At 66.5% G+C, this 2707-nt stretch carries 2 protein-coding genes and 1 pseudogene; 2 read left to right on the top strand and 1 reads right to left on the bottom strand.

The features are described from left to right. Positions 1–303 precede the first annotated feature (303 nt). Together ACFWJO_RS37705 and ACFWJO_RS37700 are read left to right on the top strand one after the other, a co-directional pair. Positions 304–720: an SUMF1/EgtB/PvdO family nonheme iron enzyme gene (locus ACFWJO_RS37705; RefSeq protein ID WP_227448837.1), complete on the top strand. Its 417-nt coding sequence runs from the start codon at positions 304–306 to the stop codon at positions 718–720. A gap of 112 nt (positions 721–832) precedes the next feature. Then, positions 833–1918: pseudogene (locus ACFWJO_RS37700) on the top strand (FAD-dependent oxidoreductase); the annotation flags it as partial. Here the strand turns inward: ACFWJO_RS37700 and ACFWJO_RS37695 are convergent. After that, positions 1917–2707: IS481 family transposase (locus ACFWJO_RS37695; protein ID WP_386872644.1), on the bottom strand; the 791-nt coding region annotated here is incomplete at its 5' end. The pseudogene ACFWJO_RS37700 and the gene ACFWJO_RS37695 overlap by 2 nt on opposite strands.

Here is a 2707-nt window from a genome sequence, read left to right as displayed (position 1 = left end):
GCTCATGGAGGGACTCCTGGTGCGGAAGCGAGTGCGAGGGGGCGCTGCCGAGGCGCGGGGCGCATGGCGAGTGCCCGACGAGTTGAACAGTGTTCAGGAGTCTACTGCAGGGGCGGAGGTGAGGGCGGCCGGGGTGCGCTCCCGGGCGATGGTGCGCGGAGTGACGCTGTCGAGATGCAGCGAAGATTTCACAAACGCGCAAATATGTTTCATGCGACCATGAGTCACTTAGGTATTGACATTTGAACCTTGATCGACTAGGGGTCATAGTTCTCCAGTCAGCCCGTGTGCGACGCTGACACCATGAACCAGCCCTCCATGGCCACCCTGTCTTCGGGAAAAATCACCCTGCGCGACGCCCGCCGCGGGACCACACGGGATGTGGAACTGGAGCCCTTCGAGATGGCAGTGCACCCCCTCCATGACCGGAGCACCGGACGCCCGCTCACGCCTCTGACATGGTTCGAGACCATCAACCTCTGCAACGAGCTATCCAATGCCGAAGAGCTGCAGCCGGCCTACACGCGTGCTGGGGACGGACGCTCCGTTACCTGGAACACGAGCGCTGACGGGTACCGATTGCCCACCGAGGCCGAGTGGGAGTACGCCTGCCGCGCCGGAACGACCTCGCCCGCCTACGGGCCGCTTGAAGACATCGCCTGGACCGGCCTCGACCACCTCGAGGGCCCCCAGCCCGTCGTCCGTTCAGAGAACCCTTGACCTTCCCCCGTAGGGGAAGGTGCAGACTGAAGATCAACCACTGGAAAACCAGCCATCAGCTTCTGCCGTCACGCAATGAACCGGTGCCCGATGGCAGTGTAGGGAGATTCGCATGAACGAGGCAGTACCGCATTTCGATCTGGCGATCATCGGTTCCGGTGGTGGCGCGTTCGCTGCCGCGATCAGGGCAACGAACCTCGACAAACGGGTCGTCATGATCGAACGCGGGACCGTGGGCGGGACCTGCGTGAACACCGGATGCATCCCCTCCAAGGCTCTGCTCGCCGCAGCCGAGGCACGCCACACCGCCCAGGACGCCGGCAGGTTCCCCGGCCTCACCGCCACCGCGGGACCCGTGGACATGGAAGCACTCATCGCGGGAAAGCGCGCCTTGGTGGAGAACGTGCGCTCCGATAAGTACGTGGACCTCGTCGCGGACTACGGGTGGGAGCTGCGCCACGGCAATGCTGTATTCACCGGCACCGCCGCGGACCCTGCGCTGGAGGTCACCGCGCAGGACGGGACCAGGGAGACGATCACGGCCGCCCACTATCTGGTCGCGACCGGCTCCACCCCGTGGGCCGCACCGATCAATGGTCTGGACACGGTCGATTACCTGACATCGACCACGGCCATGGAACTCGACGAGGTACCCGAGTCCTTGCTGGTCATCGGCGGCGGGTACGTCGCCCTGGAACAGGCCCAACTCTTCGCCCGCCTCGGCTCGAAGGTCACCATGCTGGTGCGCTCTCGCCTGGCATCGGGTGAGGAACCCGAAGCATCCAGGGCATTGATGAGCGTCTTCGCCAACGAGGGCATCCGGGTCATCCGCCGCTCCACCGTCTCCTCCATCACCCAGGACACGGACGGCGGCATTGCCGCCCAGGCCGACATCGCCGGCGGGCGCGAAACCCTCCGGGCCTCCAAGGTCCTCATCGCCACGGGTCGGCGCCCGGTCACCGACGGGCTAAACCTGGCCGGGGTGAGCGTGAAGACCGGGGACAAGGGGGAAGTCGTCGTCGAGGACACCCTGGTGAGCTCTAACCCACGCGTTTGGGCTGCGGGGGACGTGACCGGGCACCCCGAATACGTGTACGTCGCCGCATCCCACGGCACCCTGATGGTCGACAACGCCTTCAGCGACGCCGGCCGCGCCGTGGACTACAGCCACCTGCCCCGCGTCACGTTCACCAGCCCTAACTGTAGGAGGGCATGACGTTGTTGACTCGGGTCGGTGCCAGTGAGGCCGGAGGGGCGTCTCCGCAGGAGGTATGAGGCCGATGGTAGTTGTAGTGGTTCACCCACACGGCCAGCGCCTCACGCCGGGCCGTCTCTGAGGAGTACGGGCGGGCGTAGAGGACCTCATCGACCATCAGCCGGTTGTACCGTTCGACCTTCCCGTTGTGACGCGGGGTGTAGGGGCGGATCCGGTGGTGCCGGCCCCCGAGCGAGACCACCTTCCGGGTGAAGTCCACGGCCCGGTAGTTGTTGCCGTTGTCCGTGATCACCCGGTCCACGGTGATGCCGTGGGCGGCGAAGAACGCCCTCGCCCGGCAGAAGAACCCGATCGTGGTCACCGCCTTCTCGTCCTCCAACGCTTCGGTGTACGCCAGGCGGGTGAACCCGTCGATCGCCGAGTGCAGGTAGGTGTAGCCGACCCGTCGGCCAGGCCCGCGTTTGGCTGCTCGCGCGTTCTCGGAGTCCCGGCCGTGAGCACGCCAGCCGCCCCCCTCGGGGATGCGTCCGATCTTCTTCACGTCCAGGTGCACCATGTGCCCTGGCCCCCTCGCGGTGATCCTCCGGGCCGGCTGCCGGCGGAGGTCTTCTCCGGCTGGGGTCAGGTCCCGTAGGCGGGAGATCCCGGCCCGGTGCAGCCACCGCCCCACGGTACGAAGACACACCCGGTGGCCTTCGGAGACGAGGTGGTGATGGATGCGCCGTGCGGACCATTTGCGCTCCCGCCGCAGGGCGTGGATCTGGGCGACCA

The sequence above is a fragment of the Streptomyces sp. NPDC127092 genome (assembly GCF_042722475.1).
In the GTDB taxonomy this organism is placed as follows: domain Bacteria; phylum Actinomycetota; class Actinomycetes; order Streptomycetales; family Streptomycetaceae; genus Streptomyces.
This window is presented reverse-complemented; position numbering and strand designations above follow the sequence as displayed.

What these genes read in the sequence shown, in the direction of transcription:
- ACFWJO_RS37705 (WP_227448837.1), top strand. Translation starts at nt 304, where the DNA reads ATGAACCAGCCCTCCATGGCCACCCTGTCTTCGGGAAAAATCACCCTG.